We start from the raw sequence: 14,040 nt of genomic DNA, 5'->3' as shown, positions 1-14,040 counted from the left end.
ACTTCTGTGTCTGTTGAACCGCTATCGCGAGCAGGCTCACTCCTACAGGGGGCGGTGCAAGGCTCAGGTTTGCTTCGGGGGAGCCGGATCAGGATCAAAGGTATGCGGCGGTGCCACTTGCAACGTGGTTACCGAACCCTGCGCCGACAACGAATAAGTGACCTTGGAGATCAGCATGTCGCCATCGAAATCGAGCACCGGATCCTTGACCTTCACCAGCGTGTTGTGGCGCCATAAATCACCGTTGCTCTGCCGCCAGCCCTGCACCTGATAGGTGGTGGCCTGAGCCCGGCCCATGCGGGTCGCGCTTTCCCATTGCGCACGCTGTTGCGCCAACTCAAAGGTCAGCTGCGTGCCTTCATTGATCACCGTGGTGCGCCGACGTTTGAAGCTCAGATCCGCCGCCGTCGACTCGACTTCGCTGACCGCCGCGCCGCTTTTCGCATCCGAGCCCTTTTGCTGGCCGATCACCCGGTATTCGGAGAACACCTGGCTGAAATCCATCGGTGCATTGGCCGACAGAATGTTCTTGCCCAGCTCCAGCGCATCGCTGGCACGCCCGCCGCTACCGGGTTTGGCCAACACCAACTGGCCCAGCTCGTTGTCGGTGGAAAACACCCGCAGCAGCGACAGCAATCGATCGATCGACTGGAATACGGTTTCACCCGGCACGATGGTGTGTTTGCTCAGGCGTGTGGTTTCGCTGATTTGGTTGACCACCGACAGACCGTACTCGCTCACCAGATCCCGGGCGATGGTCAGCAAGGGTTGTTGCTGCCATTGGCTGGGCAGGTTACGGGCGGCACAATCGACCAGATCCTGGGTCTTGGAACTGCCCTCGATGGTCAGGCTGATCTGTCGCCCGTCATAGCGTATCGGCGCCTTGAATACGTAGCCGGTGAGCACCAGATCCTTGCCGATTCTTACCTCGCAGGGGTCGCCGGGCTTGATCCTCTGGTCCACGGTCTGCCCAGGCCATTGCCAGGTGATGTCGAGTTTGAAAGTGCGGAACTGACGCTCAAGATCAGCAGTGATTTCGACGCTTTTCCAGCCGCCGTATTGCATGTCGTTGACCGTCAGCGTGACGTGATTGTCCATCTCGTTCATGGCGTCACTCCCGCGAGACTTTCACGTCATTGGGCGAGAAACCGGGATGGGTGATCCCGTTGCGCTGAGTCACTTCGTCGACTCGCGTGGCGTCGCCGAACTGCTTGTAGGCCACGACCACTGCCGGAAAGCTTTCCTGAAACGACTTGCTGACTTGCCGCACGCCGGAGGACGCCACCGCTTTGAGATGAGCCACCAGCGCCTCCTTGACATCATTGATGGCCTGGAAGTGCGCAGGCCCGGCTTTCGCCAGCATCGGATCAATGGCGGCAGTCACCGCCGTGCGCAGGGCTTGCATATCATCGCTGACAGGCACTTCCTGACGGCTGACCGGTGATGTCGACTGTTGAGCCACCGACGGTGTCGACGCCAGTTTTACCGGCGTGGTCGCCACCGGCATCGAGGCCACCCACTGCGCGACTTTGACCAGCATCGTGTCTTGCACCAGATCGGCCATCGCCTGCGCTGCGGCATTGGTGTCCTTGCCCGTGGTGATCTTCGGCGCATCGGCTTTGCGAATCGCTTCGAGTTGCTGCGACACGTCGGCAATCACGCCACGGTAGCCTTCCTTGGCGAACGCTTTCAGTTCCTTGATATCGCCGAGCAAACCCTTGAATTCCGCCGCCACTTCCTTGGGCAGCTCCTTCACGGCTTTGACCAGTTCAGTGATCTGCCGATATTGCTCGATCAACGGTTTCAGTTGCTCCTTGATCACCTCGTAGACGCCGGTAAGGCTGTTGCGCAGGTTGGTGATGCCGATTCGCGCAGCCTTGATCAGCGTCATCGCCTGTTCGAAACGCGCCACCGCCGAACCCAGCAGACCGTCGGCTTTGGCCAGCAGCACTTTCTGTGTGCTGACCGTGGCCGTCGGAAACGGCAGCGGCTGATCGGGATAAAACTTCAAGGCGAACGTCACCAGCCCACCATCCTGGCGAGTGTGGGTCATGTCGCATTCGCCGACCTTGACTTGCAGGCGTCCGAGCCACGGATGCACCAGCTCGCCACGACCCTGCTCCAGCGCCTTGAGCAGCTTGTCGCGCTGCTCCAGGCAATCGGGGCCGATGATGAACGCGGTCAGATCGTGGGTCTTGGCCTGCTGGCCGAGGTCCTCGAAAAAAGGCAGGTCGCGCTGCGGGTATTCATGCAACTGCCCTTTGCGACCGACCGGGGTTTTCGCCTGGTCGATCCAGAAACCGACCCCCCGAAAGGATGCCGGCAACAAACGGTCACGCCAGTTCATTGGAACCTCCTGTCGACAGCGAGCGATAGCCGATGCGCGAGGACAGCGCCAGCCCGGGTTGATTGCTTTGCGGTTGATCGGTGCGCAACCCGGCCGGCGCATTTTCGAAGCGTACGGTCAGGCCACCTTCGAGTTGCGTGCGGTTGTTGGCGGCGCTTTGCTGGATCAGCGCGCTGGAGGTTTGCGGCAACGAACCGCTTTGCAGTGCACCGTTGCCAGCAGGCGCCGGACTGGCAGCGAAGAACGCCGGTGCCAGTTCGCCTTTGCCTTCGGCATTGGTCTCGCGTTGCGCTTGGGTCAGCGTTTCGACCTTGCCGGTGACCTTGGCGATCAGTCCGGCGAAGCCACCCTCGAACAACTCCTTGATAGGCGCAATGACGGTTTGCAGCTTTTGCCACAACTCGCCGAACCACTCAGTGATCGGCCCCCAACTCTCGATGATCTGATCCAGAGGTTTCCATTCGAACAGACTGTGCAGAAAATCCACGACCGGCGCGGAAAGCGCCAACACGACGCCCCAGATCGCCGAAAAGACCTCACCGATCGGCTGCCAATACTGAGCAATCTGCTCCAGCGGCGACCACTCGAACAGGCTGGTGAAAAAGCCTCTGACCCGCTGCACAGACGTTTGCAGCGCCATCCAGATCGGTTCGAAGAACCCGACAATCCCACCCCAGGCGCTGGTGAGCATTTGCATCGGGAAAAAATCGAACAGTGCCCGCAAAGTATCCCGGGTGCTTTGCACAGCCGATTGCAGCGTCGTCAATATCGGCTGGAAATACGCAACAACGCCTCCCCAGGCGCTGGTGATCATCTGCATTGGCGAGAAGTCGAACAGCGACACGAGGAATTCTTTAGCCGGTAGCGCGACTTCTCGCAGGCCGCTGAACATCGGTTCGAAGAACGCGACAACACCACCCCACGCATCGGTAAGCATCTGCATCGGCGAGAAATCGAACAGGTTTCTGAGAAATGCCATCACCGGCACACTCAAGGTCTTGAGCAATTCCCAGATCGCCGAGAACAGGCCGGTCAGCGGCCCCCAGTTTTCAATGATCACCCCGGCAGGCGACCACGAGAAAACCGACTTGAAGAAGTCGATCACTGGCGCCGTCACGGCCATCACCTTGTCCCAGACTCCGGAGAAAAATCCCGTGACCGGTTCCCACAACGCCGCCAGTGCCGCCAGCGGTCGCCAGTCAAGTACCGAGCGCAACGTCGCCATCGCACTCGCCCCGGCGTTTTTCACGCCCTCCCAGATCCCGGTGAAGAACGCGCTGATCGGCGTCCAGTTGGCCACGATCAAACCGGCCGCCACGGCAATGCCCAGGGCGATCAGCATGATCGGGTTGGTCTTGAGCACCATGCTCATGACGTCCATCACCTGCGTCATACCGGTGACCGCGGTTTGCATGGCGGAGAAGGCAATCGCCCCCGCCGCCAGGCCTTCGACCAGTTTCGGGTTGTCGGCGAGCAGGCTGCCAACCTGCGTCAGCATCGGCTCAAGCCCGACCACCAAGGCCCCCACCGCCGGCACCAGCGCGGCGTCCACCGCCGCCGAAACCTTTTGCATCGACGCGCTGAACACGTTCATGTTCTGTGTCGCTGCTGTCGGCGCGGCGGGCAGGTCGACGGTTTTCGCCGTGTCGCTGACTTCGCTCAATTTGCCCTGGAACGCTGCGGCCGATTTGATGCCGTCTACAAACGGCGTGATCACGCTGCCGCCGTTGAACAGACCACTGATGTCCAGTTTGCCGAGGCCGGTCTGCTCGAGATTGTTTTTAAAACTCTCAACCTTCATGCGCAGGGCGCCCAGTTTGGGCGAGAGTTCATCGATGCCGGTGATCAGCACCGGTTTCGGGGTTTTCTTCTCTTCGTCTGCCATCACTGCACCTGCTGCATCGCATTGATCCGTTGCGCGTGCTCCAGCGATTCGCGGAGCACATCCAGTGGCCTGGCCATCATCTGTTCGGGGTCAACCTTCCAGAACCAGGCCAGGTCATAGGCGACAGCGATCAGGTCGGTGATGGCTCCGACGCCGCACTCATGAAAAAACTCGCAACGGCCCAGCTCAGCGCGTTGAGGTCGGCCAGATCCAGCTGGTTGACCGACGACGGCGGGATGCCGGCGCACACGGCGATGTATTTGGCCGCCACGTCCATGTCGAGGCTGACTTCTTCGCTCTTGTCGATCTTGTACGGCAGCGCCTTGATCGCTCGCACTTCCTGCACCGTCGGACGGCGCAGGACGAGTTCGGTCAGGGGCTCGCCGTGGGCTTCGATCGCCACCTGAAGCTTCACTGCGCCGCTCATTGCCAGGTCCCCTTGATGCCCTCGAATTTCAGTTCGATGGTGGCGTCGTCGCCTTTGGAGACCGGTTCCTCGACCAGGTAAGCGCCGGCCAGTACGTAGACTTTGCCGTTGCTGAATTCGCAGGTGACGGTGATATCGGTGCCTTCGATCAGCTTCTTCAGCGGGAAGTCGGCGGTGTGCAGCGCGGTCACTTTGAACGACGGCGCGATATCGGTTTCCTTGTAGAAACCGGGCACGACGGTTTCACGTTTGACGGCCATCAGCAGGGCTTCGCAGCCGCCATTGATGGTCAGTTGTGCGCCGTCGACCTTGACGTAGCAGGTGCCTGCAATCAGTTGACCCATGGTGTTTCTCCCTTCAAATAAAAAGCCCACGCGAGGTGGGCTGAATGCTGACGTCGACTGCGCAAATCAGGCCGCGTCGTCGTACTGCAGACGGAACTGGTTGAGCAGTGCGAACACGCGCAGGCCGTTGATGTAATCCGGCGGGAAGAGCACGTTCACGCGGCTCGGGTCCTGCACGTCGCGTTCGACGATCAGGTGCTCGGCGAACAGCTCGGCGTTTTCCACGTGGCCTTCCAGTTCAAGCTTGGCGTACTGCGCGATCAGCTCACCGCGAATGGTCGCTGGCGTGACGATCGGCTGGCCGGCGCCGAAACGGGTGCCGTCGGAGGCCAGTTTGTGCCGACCGTACTTGCTGGTGATCACGCTTTGCAGACGGCGCACGATGAACGCCGACTGGTGCATGGTTTCGCTGTCCAGATAAGAGTTGTCGGCCTGACCGTAGGCGTTTTTCTGGTAGGTGGTGATCGAGCGCTGGATGCGCACATAACCGCCTTCGTAGTAAGCAGTGGCGATGCCGTAGTTGAGCAGCGACTGACGCTCGGTCAGGGTGAAACGCTCGCTTGCCGGCGCCGGGTCAACGCCCGGCAGACTGCCGCTTTGCGTCGGACGGCTGGCGTCGGCGGAGATGAACACCGCGGTGCGCGCAGCCAGTGCCGCCGCTTGTACCCAGAAGGGTTGCGGTACGCCCGGTTCCAGCGCCTGAATGGTCATGTGCTGATCGTTGCGCGCCTGGCCTGCAGCGACCAGCGTGCCGACGGTGCCGCGTTTGGCACTGTAGACGTGACCGAACAATTGCTTGGCCCACGACCAGCGCCCGGTGCTGTCATCCATGACCGCTTGCCAGACATTCAACGTAGCCAGATCGGACCATGGCAGTGCGATGAACTCGAACGGCTCATCACCCAGTGCCGCGACGGCGGCGATCTGATCCGGCACACCGGCGCCGCCGGTCATGGCGGTGATTGCGCTGGTCAAGCCAGCCGGGGTTTCTTCGCCATTGCTCTTGCCCAGGCGATTGAATTGCAGGCTGATGTCGTTGCCGCTGTCGCCCGTCCATTTGGCAGTCAGGGTGACGACACCTTCGGCAGCGGCAGCGCTCACCGGCAAGTCGGCAGTGGCATTGATTTTCTGCGCCAGCGCAGTGGCCGCTTGAGCAGCAGTGGCGCCATTGACCACGGTGGCCTGCACACGCACGCCGCCGACATAAAGGTTGAGCATGCCAGCCTGGGTCGCAGCTCCGGTCAGGGTCAGTACACCTTTGGCGATGGCGCCTTCGGTGTTGTGCAGCGGCAGGCACCAGATCTCGCCGATCGGGTCAGCCTTGCGGAAGGTTTCGTACATCGAAGCAAGCATCGAGCCCTGGCCGCCGATGCTTTTCGCCAGCGCCACGCTGGAGACCAGCACCAGTTTGCCGACTTCGGTCGGGGCAATGTTGTCGTTGACCTGCGCGACGATCAAACGGCGCATGGCCGACGTCGCGCTGTTGGCGGCCGAGTTGTCCATTTCGGCATAGAACAGCGGCACACGAATGTCCGCCGGGATGTTGCTGAATCCGATCGCCATTATTTGGCTCCCTGTGGTTTAGCCGCTTTTGCGGTTTTGAGTGTGATGTCGCCGTCCGCCAGACGACGGCGCCACCAGGCGCTGTCCGACACTTCACGGCCTGTAGTCGGCAGCAGATCGCCCGCCTCCGGGTCAGGTACGACTCGGCCGGTGGCCGGCACAACGGTGATGCGGTTGCTCATGGGATTACGTCTCCAGAGAAAGTCATTTCCACCCGGCCATCCGGGCCCGGGCGTTGCAGGTTGGGGTCGGCCGGATCGATCGCGTCGACCCGCACCGTCATCCCGGTAAAGGACGACAAAGCGTCCAGTTCGCGCTCGTGCCAACTCTCCGCAGGCTGACCGGGCAGATTGCGACCGAGCTGGAACTCGGCATAAAAACGCAGGCGATAGAACACGCTGCTGGTGTTGATCGACACCAGCTCACCGCCGTCATAGACGATGGCGCTGTAGTCGGAGTCGGGCTTGAACCCCACCAGCGCGCGCCACAGTTCGGCGCGCAGGTCGTGCAACAGATCCAGCGCTTTTGTAGGGTCAGAGGCATCAAGCGCCAGGACGATTTCGAAGCGCTCGCGGATCGGTTGGGCGGTGAGGTTCTGTGCGCTGCCGACACTGGCCAGATCGGCCAGCGGCAGAACGTGGGCCGAGGGTGTCGGGAGATCGGGGTTGCCCTGCAGCAACGCCAGATCGACACCCACCGAAATACGGTTGGCAAGGCTGGGGCATTGCCCACGCAAGTGCGTGAGGATCGGGGTGATCTTCATGGGGTGTTCCAGATTATGAAAATGACCACAGGCCCCTGTAGGAGTGAGCCTGCTCGCGATAGCGGTGGGTCAGACACATTGATTTTGGCTGTGGCACCGCTATCGCGAGCAGGCTCACTCCTATAAAGGAACCGGGTCGCTGCGGAATCAGTCTTTTAAATCAGCCTTGGGATCCAGGCCCGAGGCATCAATCAGGCAGCGATAGCTGTTCTCGCGACTGCCGCTGGCGGTGACCTTGTCGATCGACCAGCGCCCGCGCATGAAGTCCGGCCAGCTCTCGTCGAGCAACACCAGACCTTCGGCGGCCAGCCGTGGATCGCCCGGGCAGGTGATTTTCACCTTGTACTTCTGCCGCAGCATCTTGCGCACTTCGCCCTCGCCTACTGCGATCGCATCGGCTTCGCTGGGCTGCTTCTGGCGCAAGGTCTTGAACGGCGCAACCCCCGTTTCAACCCAGCGCAACACCCCGGCCGCCGCATCCCAGAAACAGGTCTTGCAGCCCTTGGCCTGCTCGCGGGCAGATTCTTCGAGCGTGGCGCTGATGAAGGCGTGATCGCCGGGTCGGTTATTGTGAGTAACCGACAGGGTCACGTCCGGCAGAACCTGTCCCGACAACGACTTGGTCTGCCCGGGCCGCGCCAGCACGTATACATCGCCATACGGCTTGGCGACGACGTTGTACTTTTTCGCCAGACGGGTGACAAAGCCCATATCCGTTTCGTTGGACTGGTCGATGTGCTCGATGCGGATCAACGAAATCTCAGGCGCGACCCGCGGCGAAAAGCCGTGCGGCTCGACCAGCTCGCGAAATAATCCACCCAGCGTCGTCGGCCCATGACTGACGGTGCGGCGCTGCTTGAAGCCGGTTTCATCGTCCTTGCTGAACGGCGCCGCAGTGGCCACCAGGGTGAGGCGAAACGGAAACAGTGTCGGCGTCAGACGCGTCACTTTGAACAGGCCTTTGTCGACCATTGCGGTTTCTCGATAACCGACTTGCAGGCCGATCCTGCCGCCCAGATTCGGCAACCCCTCAAGCCCCTCCAGATCGATGGTCAACGTCAGTTGATCGGACTCGAAACCGGCGGCGTCGATGTGCTCCCAACTGATCAGGCGCTGATTGAGCAGGGCCGCGTTGGCCCCGTAAATATTCACTGCCGGCGTAAATCCCAGTGCCATGCAACCTCCTAATCCCAGGCCGTCGGCGCTTTGACCACGGCGGGTTTCACATCCAGTTCCGGCAGCCCGATCCAGATGCCAGCAGGCAGCACCGGCCCGTGCTCGGCCAGGGTCGGGTTGAGCTTCCACAGCGCTTCTTCGGCAGCGTCATCACTGCGCCCGGTTTCGCGGTAGAGCAGCAGATTCACCGAATCACCGGCCACGCTTCGTGCTTTACGCATTGTTGAACTCCGCCAATTCAATCACCCAATCGACCACCATCGCGGTGCCGTCATCGATGATCTGGGTCTGGGTTTCCTGAACGCTATTGATCCGCCACAGGCCCCAATTACGACCGATGCCGTCGATCAACGGCAGAGGCATGCGCAGCGCCTGCAAGGCTCGTAATTCATCGAGCCGATCCATGGCTACGGCGTACATCGATTTGCCGGTGATGGTCAGGGTTTCGGGCTTCTGGCCAGTCTGGCTGGACTTGGGTTTGCTGGTGAGGATCTGTATTTCGGTCCAGCCGCCATCAGCCTTGCGCAGCAACTGGTGATACGCAAAGTTGCGCGACAGGCCGAAGATGAAAGTGCCCAGTGCCATTTGTTGTTTCATGTAGCGGCTCCGTCGGTGAGGGCTGCGTCGCGGCGGGTGGCGAGGGGGTTGTTGGTCAGCAGCGGGGTCATTTGCATAAATTGGTTTTGCAGATGCTGTGCGACCAACATGCCTATCTTGTCCGAGCTGCCGGGATCGCTGCAGTAGACCTGGACAGTGGGTGCATATGTCAGGGGCTGACCGGGTAGCTGGGCAGTTGTCAGCTCTTTGCTGACTTGTTCGGGCGCAGAGAGCTTGTCCGGTGGTGGCACTACAAGTTTCTCTCCCAGCGAACTACCGCCCTCCGAGCCAAGCCATCCGCCGATGAGGCCTCCAATGAGGCCTCCCAACGCCATACCCGGTGCCAACCCGATGCTGCCGATCGACGCACCGATGGCGGAGCCAGCCACCGCACCAGCCCATCCGCCGCCCGCAGCGCCAAGACCTGAAGCAATTTTCCGCTTGTCACCGCTGGCTACGCCTTCGATGACATCGGCGGTTCCGATTGCCACCTTCGCAGGCCAAGGCATCATCCGTGACACTGGCCGCATTTCAGCGACCGCAACGCCGAGGCGCGGAGCATTGGGCCACGCTGCCTGTTCAAGTATTTTCAATCCATTGCTGGCGCCGGAAGCCCTATTGGCAATCGGGGGAACTGCCCCTGGAGTGAGCGAATTCACCTCAGCACCTGCTGATCCCGCGGGTTTCCAGCGATCAGGAATGCGGCTGGCGGCTTTATCGACGATGCCTTTGCCTAAACGTTCTTTCAGTTCCTCGCCAACGGATTCAAGTACGAAGTCGAGCACCGGTTTAGCCCACGCAGCCGCCGTTAGAACGGCACCTGTGGTTTTCGGATAGGTTTCGGCCAGTTCACTCAACATATCAGTCGAATGTGCATCACCCGGCTTTTCGATATCGGGCGCCAGAGCATTGCCCTTGGCAACCGACAAGCGCTCCTCGCGCGCATTCTTGATGTTCAACTGTCCTTGCTGGGTATTGGCGAGCGCCAGCGCGGACGCTTTCACCGAAGCGTTGTTGCCCAGTTCCGAAGTCGCATATTGACGTTTGTCCGCGACTTGCAAAAACGCTTCGTTGACCAGACCCAGGTTCTGCGAAAGTGCGAGAGCGGCGTTGCTGCTGTCCGCGAATAACGTGCGGGCCAATGCCGTCCGTTGCTCAACGGGTTTGGCGTTCAGTGCAGCCAGTACGGTCAGCACAGTACCTTGTTGCGTGCCCTGTTGCTCGGGGTCACGCAGGGCTTGTGCAACTGCTTTTGGATCAAGTTTCAATTGTTGCCAGGCAGCCGCTTCGGCCGCAGAAGCTTGATCGCCTCTGCCCAACGCATCGGCAATGTTTTTCAGCGCAACGCCGGCATCATCCTTTTTCGTGCCTGTATTCAGCAATGCTGCCGACAACGCAGCTGCCTTTTCGGGTTGCAGGCCTGCGACCACTGCTGATTCACCCGACTGTTGCAGGACAGCACCGATATCGGCTGCCTGGACATCCCCGGTCAGCTTGCCGAGGTGGTTGACCGCGTCTGCCAGATCAACCGCTTGATCCCGCGTGAGCTTCATGGAGGTGCGCCAGACCTTCGCCATTTCCGCGACTTCGAGCGCTGGGAGTTTGAATGCCGACGCCGTGATAGCAACGTCATTGGCAAAGGTCAGCAACTCGAGCTTTTTGTCGGATGCATTGGCATTTTGGCTGCCTATTCCCGCCTTGGCGCCCACGCTCGCGACATTGACCAGATCCTCCCCGGTGGTGCCTCCGGCGGCTACTAACGGGGCGCTAGCCATCACCAGACTGGACTGAGCAATGTCTTTACCGTCATCACGGGAGATCTCGGCGACACTGCTGAGCGCGGCTGCCGCCGTATCCATTGCCAGTGCCGACTTGCGGGTTGCTGGAAGCTCGGCGTTCGCTGAGTTTTTTTCTGCCGTTTTGTTTGTGGCGGATGTTTCGCTCTTCACCGCAGTATTCGCTGTCAGTGGCAAAGAACGCAGGGCGGCGAGCGTCACATTCAGCGCATCGATCGCTGTTGTCAGCACACTGATCTTGCCGCTGGCGATCAGTAGTACCTGACGGAGCCCACCAGTCTGGTCTGTGGCGAGAGGTGGTCCGTTCGCTGCTCTCAGCGTTGCTGCGCTCAGGCTGATATCGCCCATCGCGACACCCTTGTTGTCGCCAGCATTCGCCAGCACAAATTGATTCGCTGCCATGCCGCTCTACTCCTGTTTCACGCCAAGGCGAGTGATCGCTATGTCGTAGCGGCGCAACGCCTTTTCGGCGTCCCATTCCAGAATCTCCGCCTCACTTACCGGGTAAATGAGCGGGACGATATCGAGGATTACTTCGATGTCGCGTTCCGAAAGTAGGCCGCCGGCTGGTTTAAAAAATCGTCGATGCGCACCTGCAATTGCGTCCAGTCGGGGACGGTCAGATGGGCCAGATCGGGGATCATCAGGCCGGTGCAGTGAGCGGTGATGAATTCGGCGCGTTCCTTGGCCGTTTTCAGTTTCTTCATCACTTTGGTGGCGCGCAGCACGGGCATTTCCAGCGACAGCGAGGTCACGGTGCGGCCGGTCACGGCGAGCGGTTGCAGCAATTGCACTTGATCGGGATCGTCGGATTTCTCCGCGTCTTCGACCTGTTCAAGAAAGTACGCACTCGGGCGGGTCGACATCTCATGGACGTACTGAGCGATGCTCACGTAATCCGGGCGTTTGAGTTGATCGAGCTCTTTGACCGACAGGCCGGTGGCGAGCAGCGCCAGTTCGAAGAACTGATCGTCTTCATCGTCGCCGGCGCGTTCCAGCGCTTCCTTCTGTGCGGCGTAGAACAGCGGTTTGAGCTGGATCTTTTCGATCTGCGAACCGTCATCGCCGGTGATCGGCGACAGCAGTTCGTGTTGGGGTGGCATCCACGGCATGTATGAATTCCTTGGTGATTGGGGTTTCGCATCCCCTTGTAGGAGTGAGCCTGCTCGCGATAGCGGTATTTCAGTCACATTGATGTTGCATGTGCTGACCTCATCGCGAGCAGGCTCACTCCTACAGGGTTTTGTGTTGTGCCGAGGGTTACGGCATCAACACCGCACGTCGTGCATCACCGAGGATGTCGACGCCGTTGAGCACGAATTTCTGCGTGCGCACGTCGATGTCGATCACCTGCACGCCGTTTTCCAGGCGGTTGTAGGTGCGGCAGGACAGTTCCAGATTGGTCTTGGGTTTCTCGCCCATTTTCACCGCGGTTTCCTCAAGGGATTTCAGCTGGCCGCCGACGGTGTGGTAGGTGAACCAGGTGTTGCCGTCCTGATCCTGACCGGCTTCACGCACGTTCAGCAGGATGTCGTCGCCCAGCTTTACGCCCAGCGCCAGCAGCACCTCGGCGCCGAGACCTTGCAGGGTCAGCTTGGCGCCGAGCGCTTTGCCGCCCTTGGCCATTTCTTCGACGATGAAGCGCCCGCCGCGCATCTCTTCCATGTCGAATTCGATTTTCGGCGGGGTGAATTCCTCAACGGTCGCCGACAATGGCAGACCTTGCAGGGTGGCCGCGATGGCCTGTCTTACGCGGTTGGTAAACATTAGAGAACGTCCTCCAGGAACTGCTCGATGATTTCATCGCGGGCGTTGAGTTGATAAACCATGTGTTCGTTCGGCGCGTAGCGGCCGTAGTCGATGACCACGTACCAGGTGCCGTTCTTGTACTTCTCGACGCTGTTGAGTTCCGGGTGCAGATACACGCTGCCGCCAGGAATGGTTTCGTCGGCAACCAGGGTCTGCAGCCAGTCGTTGATGCGCTTGACCTCTTGATCCATGAAGGATTTGGTGAGGTTCTTGGCCATGGCTTTCTGGCCGGCCTTGACCAGCTTGCGGCTGATCGCGTCTTCGAGGCCGACGTAGCTGATGAACTTGCCGGTGACCGAGCGGTTACCCAGCAGCGAGAAGCCGCCAAGCACGGTGCGGGCGTAGTAGCTGACGCCGTAACGGTTGAGCAGATCGCCTTCGGTGGACGTGTCGAGAATGTTGTATTCGACGACGCGCGAGACGTCTTCGGCGTAGGTCACCTGGTTGCCCGGGCTCTCCCATTGCTTGACCTTGGCCAGCGCGGCAATCGCCAGACTGGACGGCGACAGGAAAACGTTTTTCTTCGCTGCTTTCGAATACACGGCGGGCATGTTGTGCACCACCAGGCAACGGTCGAAACCAAGGTCGGCGCCGCCGAGTTCCTGGCTGTACAGCACCTGATCGGCGACGGACACGTCCTTGCCGTCCAGCACCACACGAGCCTTGATGCGCTTGCCGAACGAGGCGAACTCGCCGGCCACCGCTTTAGTGCCGGTGAAGCCCGGCGCACCGATGATGGTCAGGTCTTCCGGAACACTGCCCAGCGCCGCCAGACCGAGCTTGCGACCGGTCGCCGGCTCGACACCGCCGATCACATTGTTGACCGTGTCGGCCGGCGTCGCGCCGGCCTCGACGATGACTACGTACACCGGCACTTTGACCACTTTGAGGATCTGGTAGACCGCGTGATACAGCGTGCCCTCTTCCGACCCGGTCGGATCGAGCAGCGCATGGGTGGTGAAACTGTTGATGCGAAACGGTGCGTTGCGCGGAATCAGCGGATCGGCTTTCGGCGCGGTGCCGACCAGCCCGATGACGTTGTCACCCAGGCCACCCATGGCCTCGGGGGATTCGCTGGCATTCACAGTAATGCCGTTGTGCTCGAAGTTCAGAACCTCAGCCATGTTCAGTCAGCCTTCTTGGCAGCGGCCTTTTTGGCCTGGGTGATAGGGGTTTTCGGTTCGAGTCGACCGGCAAAGTGCAAGGCACTGGCCTCGACATCGAGCAGATCGAGTTCTTGACCAACGCTCGACCAGTGCCCACCGCCGGTGGGAAATGGGACGAGCACGGTGTAGGTTTGGCGGGTTGCCATTTTTCGTTTCTCCATAAACGG

General features: G+C 60.4%; 16 protein-coding genes. All 16 read right to left on the bottom strand.

Annotation, left to right across the window (positions count from 1 at the left end):
- Window positions 1-63: 63 nt before the first annotated feature.
- The gene (locus QRN33_RS20415) at window positions 64-1,107 is read right to left on the bottom strand and encodes a phage baseplate assembly protein (RefSeq protein WP_285409744.1); all 1,044 of its coding nucleotides are present in this window, start codon (window positions 1,105-1,107) and stop codon (window positions 64-66) included.
- 4 nt (window positions 1,108-1,111) lie between these two features.
- Complete coding sequence (locus QRN33_RS20410; RefSeq protein ID WP_285409743.1) at window positions 1,112-2,347, bottom strand: DNA circularization protein; 1,236 nt, start codon at window positions 2,345-2,347, stop codon at window positions 1,112-1,114.
- Window positions 2,334-4,232: a phage tail tape measure protein gene (locus QRN33_RS20405; protein WP_285409742.1), complete on the bottom strand. Its 1,899-nt coding sequence runs from the start codon at window positions 4,230-4,232 to the stop codon at window positions 2,334-2,336. Before QRN33_RS20405 ends, QRN33_RS20410 begins: the two co-directional genes overlap by 14 nt.
- A gap of 130 nt (window positions 4,233-4,362) precedes the next feature.
- Complete coding sequence (locus QRN33_RS20400) at window positions 4,363-4,659, bottom strand: phage tail assembly protein (RefSeq protein WP_003222226.1); 297 nt, start codon at window positions 4,657-4,659, stop codon at window positions 4,363-4,365.
- Window positions 4,656-5,003 (bottom strand): phage tail tube protein, encoded by a 348-nt coding sequence (locus QRN33_RS20395; protein ID WP_285409740.1) that lies wholly within the window; start codon window positions 5,001-5,003, stop codon window positions 4,656-4,658. Before QRN33_RS20395 ends, QRN33_RS20400 begins: the two co-directional genes overlap by 4 nt.
- 66 nt (window positions 5,004-5,069) lie before the next feature.
- A complete protein-coding gene (locus tag QRN33_RS20390; RefSeq protein ID WP_285409738.1) occupies window positions 5,070-6,566 on the bottom strand; it encodes a phage tail sheath subtilisin-like domain-containing protein in 1,497 nt (498 codons plus the stop codon).
- The gene (locus QRN33_RS20385) at window positions 6,566-6,748 is read right to left on the bottom strand and encodes a DUF2635 domain-containing protein (protein ID WP_064364239.1); all 183 of its coding nucleotides are present in this window, start codon (window positions 6,746-6,748) and stop codon (window positions 6,566-6,568) included. The genes QRN33_RS20390 and QRN33_RS20385 overlap by 1 nt, the downstream gene beginning before the upstream one ends.
- The gene (locus QRN33_RS20380; RefSeq protein WP_285409735.1) at window positions 6,745-7,329 is read right to left on the bottom strand and encodes a phage tail terminator protein; all 585 of its coding nucleotides are present in this window, start codon (window positions 7,327-7,329) and stop codon (window positions 6,745-6,747) included. Before QRN33_RS20380 ends, QRN33_RS20385 begins: the two co-directional genes overlap by 4 nt.
- Window positions 7,330-7,476: 147 nt before the next feature.
- Entirely contained in the window at window positions 7,477-8,505 is a 1,029-nt protein-coding gene (locus QRN33_RS20375) for a phage late control D family protein (protein WP_285409733.1), read from the bottom strand.
- A gap of 8 nt (window positions 8,506-8,513) precedes the next feature.
- Window positions 8,514-8,726 (bottom strand): tail protein X, encoded by a 213-nt coding sequence (locus QRN33_RS20370; protein ID WP_123418085.1) that lies wholly within the window; start codon window positions 8,724-8,726, stop codon window positions 8,514-8,516.
- Window positions 8,719-9,102, bottom strand: a complete 384-nt coding sequence (locus tag QRN33_RS20365) for a phage tail protein (RefSeq protein WP_123418086.1) — start codon at window positions 9,100-9,102, stop codon at window positions 8,719-8,721. Before QRN33_RS20365 ends, QRN33_RS20370 begins: the two co-directional genes overlap by 8 nt.
- Complete coding sequence (locus tag QRN33_RS20360; protein WP_285409731.1) at window positions 9,099-11,300, bottom strand: phage tail tape measure protein; 2,202 nt, start codon at window positions 11,298-11,300, stop codon at window positions 9,099-9,101. The genes QRN33_RS20365 and QRN33_RS20360 overlap by 4 nt, the downstream gene beginning before the upstream one ends.
- A 128-nt stretch (window positions 11,301-11,428) precedes the next feature.
- Complete coding sequence (locus QRN33_RS20355; RefSeq protein WP_285409729.1) at window positions 11,429-12,010, bottom strand: phage tail assembly protein; 582 nt, start codon at window positions 12,008-12,010, stop codon at window positions 11,429-11,431.
- Window positions 12,011-12,158: 148 nt separating this feature from the next.
- On the bottom strand, window positions 12,159-12,665 hold the full coding sequence (locus QRN33_RS20350) for a phage major tail tube protein (protein WP_083352117.1): 507 nt from the start codon (window positions 12,663-12,665) through the stop codon (window positions 12,159-12,161).
- Entirely contained in the window at window positions 12,665-13,831 is a 1,167-nt protein-coding gene (locus QRN33_RS20345) for a phage tail sheath protein (protein WP_285409726.1), read from the bottom strand. The genes QRN33_RS20350 and QRN33_RS20345 overlap by 1 nt, the downstream gene beginning before the upstream one ends.
- Before the next feature lie 2 nt (window positions 13,832-13,833).
- Window positions 13,834-14,019 (bottom strand): hypothetical protein, encoded by a 186-nt coding sequence (locus tag QRN33_RS20340; protein ID WP_039762525.1) that lies wholly within the window; start codon window positions 14,017-14,019, stop codon window positions 13,834-13,836.
- Between the last annotated feature and the right edge of the window lie 21 nt (window positions 14,020-14,040).

This window comes from Pseudomonas sp. FR229a (assembly GCF_030209115.1).
Taxonomy (GTDB): Bacteria; Pseudomonadota; Gammaproteobacteria; order Pseudomonadales; family Pseudomonadaceae; genus Aquipseudomonas; species Aquipseudomonas moraviensis_A.
The sequence above is the reverse complement of the archived record's forward strand: the minus strand, read 5'-3'. Positions and strand labels throughout refer to the sequence as shown.

What these genes read in the sequence shown, in the direction of transcription:
- QRN33_RS20390 (WP_285409738.1), bottom strand. Translation starts at nt 6,566, where the DNA reads ATGGCGATCGGATTCAGCAACATCCCGGCGGACATTCGTGTGCCGCTG.
- QRN33_RS20405 (WP_285409742.1), bottom strand. Translation starts at nt 4,232, where the DNA reads ATGGCAGACGAAGAGAAGAAAACCCCGAAACCGGTGCTGATCACCGGC.
- QRN33_RS20345 (WP_285409726.1), bottom strand. Translation starts at nt 13,831, where the DNA reads ATGGCTGAGGTTCTGAACTTCGAGCACAACGGCATTACTGTGAATGCC.
- QRN33_RS20375 (WP_285409733.1), bottom strand. Translation starts at nt 8,505, where the DNA reads ATGGCACTGGGATTTACGCCGGCAGTGAATATTTACGGGGCCAACGCG.
- QRN33_RS20415 (WP_285409744.1), bottom strand. Translation starts at nt 1,107, where the DNA reads ATGAACGAGATGGACAATCACGTCACGCTGACGGTCAACGACATGCAA.
- QRN33_RS20350 (WP_083352117.1), bottom strand. Translation starts at nt 12,665, where the DNA reads ATGTTTACCAACCGCGTAAGACAGGCCATCGCGGCCACCCTGCAAGGT.
- QRN33_RS20395 (WP_285409740.1), bottom strand. Translation starts at nt 5,003, where the DNA reads ATGGGTCAACTGATTGCAGGCACCTGCTACGTCAAGGTCGACGGCGCA.
- QRN33_RS20385 (WP_064364239.1), bottom strand. Translation starts at nt 6,748, where the DNA reads ATGAGCAACCGCATCACCGTTGTGCCGGCCACCGGCCGAGTCGTACCT.
- QRN33_RS20410 (WP_285409743.1), bottom strand. Translation starts at nt 2,347, where the DNA reads ATGAACTGGCGTGACCGTTTGTTGCCGGCATCCTTTCGGGGGGTCGGT.
- QRN33_RS20370 (WP_123418085.1), bottom strand. Translation starts at nt 8,726, where the DNA reads ATGCGTAAAGCACGAAGCGTGGCCGGTGATTCGGTGAATCTGCTGCTC.
- QRN33_RS20380 (WP_285409735.1), bottom strand. Translation starts at nt 7,329, where the DNA reads ATGAAGATCACCCCGATCCTCACGCACTTGCGTGGGCAATGCCCCAGC.
- QRN33_RS20360 (WP_285409731.1), bottom strand. Translation starts at nt 11,300, where the DNA reads ATGGCAGCGAATCAATTTGTGCTGGCGAATGCTGGCGACAACAAGGGT.
- QRN33_RS20400 (WP_003222226.1), bottom strand. Translation starts at nt 4,659, where the DNA reads ATGAGCGGCGCAGTGAAGCTTCAGGTGGCGATCGAAGCCCACGGCGAG.
- QRN33_RS20355 (WP_285409729.1), bottom strand. Translation starts at nt 12,010, where the DNA reads ATGCCGTGGATGCCACCCCAACACGAACTGCTGTCGCCGATCACCGGC.
- QRN33_RS20340 (WP_039762525.1), bottom strand. Translation starts at nt 14,019, where the DNA reads ATGGCAACCCGCCAAACCTACACCGTGCTCGTCCCATTTCCCACCGGC.
- QRN33_RS20365 (WP_123418086.1), bottom strand. Translation starts at nt 9,102, where the DNA reads ATGAAACAACAAATGGCACTGGGCACTTTCATCTTCGGCCTGTCGCGC.